Consider the following 1001-nt stretch of genomic DNA (forward strand, 5'->3'; position numbering starts at 1 on the left):
GCGGTGGGGGAGGCCGCTGGGACGAGGGGTGCGGGCCTCCGTGCCCGCGCCCGGCGTGCGCCGTGGTGGAACAGATGAGCTGTGAGCCCCCCGGGGGATGGAATGCCCCCGAAGTTGGGGTAAAAACGCTGTGGCGGCCCCTGTGTTCATGATTCCCTCTAAAACGCCAATGCAGCCAACGCAGCCCCCAGGACGTCTCGCGGACGCCTCGTACCGGCCGGGCCGGCTGGGCTGACACGGCCGATCTCCCCTCATTCGCGTGTTAGCGGAGCCGATCCATGCTCACGACCCTGAACACCAGTTACATCGATACGCGCGCAGCCGACCTCGCCTGGGCCCTGGGGCGCGAACCGCTCCCCGCCCTGGCCACCCTGGACCTCGAACTCACGGGCGCCAAGCTCCAGTTGAGACTTCTCGGCGCCTCGCACCAAGTCCTCCTGGAGGAGGAGCGGGGCCTGTGCTCGGAGACCGTGGCCTGCATCCCCGGCTCCAGCACCCCGCTGCCGCTCGGCGTCGCCAAGCGCGTCGGCGACTGGGAGTACGAGTTCGCGGCGCGCGTCGAGATGCTCACCCCCGGCTCCTTCGCGGGCCGCGCCCAGGAGTTGCTCGCCCTGGTCGCCGACCATCCGCACGGCCTGGCCGGGGTCTTCCCCGGCAGCCCGCACGCCTTCACCGCGATGCTGGCCCAGCGGCACGACGACCATGTGCACTGGCGGACCTGGCACGCCTATCCGCAGGACGGCCAACTCGTCGCCACCCGGACCCGGGTGGGGGCCCGGGCGCGCGTCCCCGAACAGCCCGGTCAGGTCGGCGAGGACGCCTGGGCGGCATAAACCCGGACCGGGACGACCGCTCCCGGATCCACACCTTTGGGTGACGAAGCGTGGCCGCTATGTGACGTAGCGTCGCAGCGGGATCGAAGCGCACGCGCCCGCGGCCCCGGGTGCCCCGCGCGGCTGGAGGGGCCCCGCACGGGTGCGCGTCCGGCGCGGCACCGGGCG

General features: G+C 72.5%; 1 protein-coding gene. It reads left to right on the forward strand.

Annotation, left to right across the window (positions count from 1 at the left end; translation table 11 throughout):
- Nucleotides 1-278 precede the first annotated feature (278 nt).
- A complete protein-coding gene (locus FRZ03_RS12070; protein WP_146465144.1) occupies nucleotides 279-833 on the forward strand; it encodes a DUF2617 family protein in 555 nt (184 codons plus the stop codon).
- Nucleotides 834-1001: the final 168 nt, after the last annotated feature.

The organism is Streptomyces misionensis (assembly GCF_007896895.1).
Classification (GTDB): Bacteria; Actinomycetota; Actinomycetes; order Streptomycetales; family Streptomycetaceae; genus Streptomyces; species Streptomyces misionensis_A.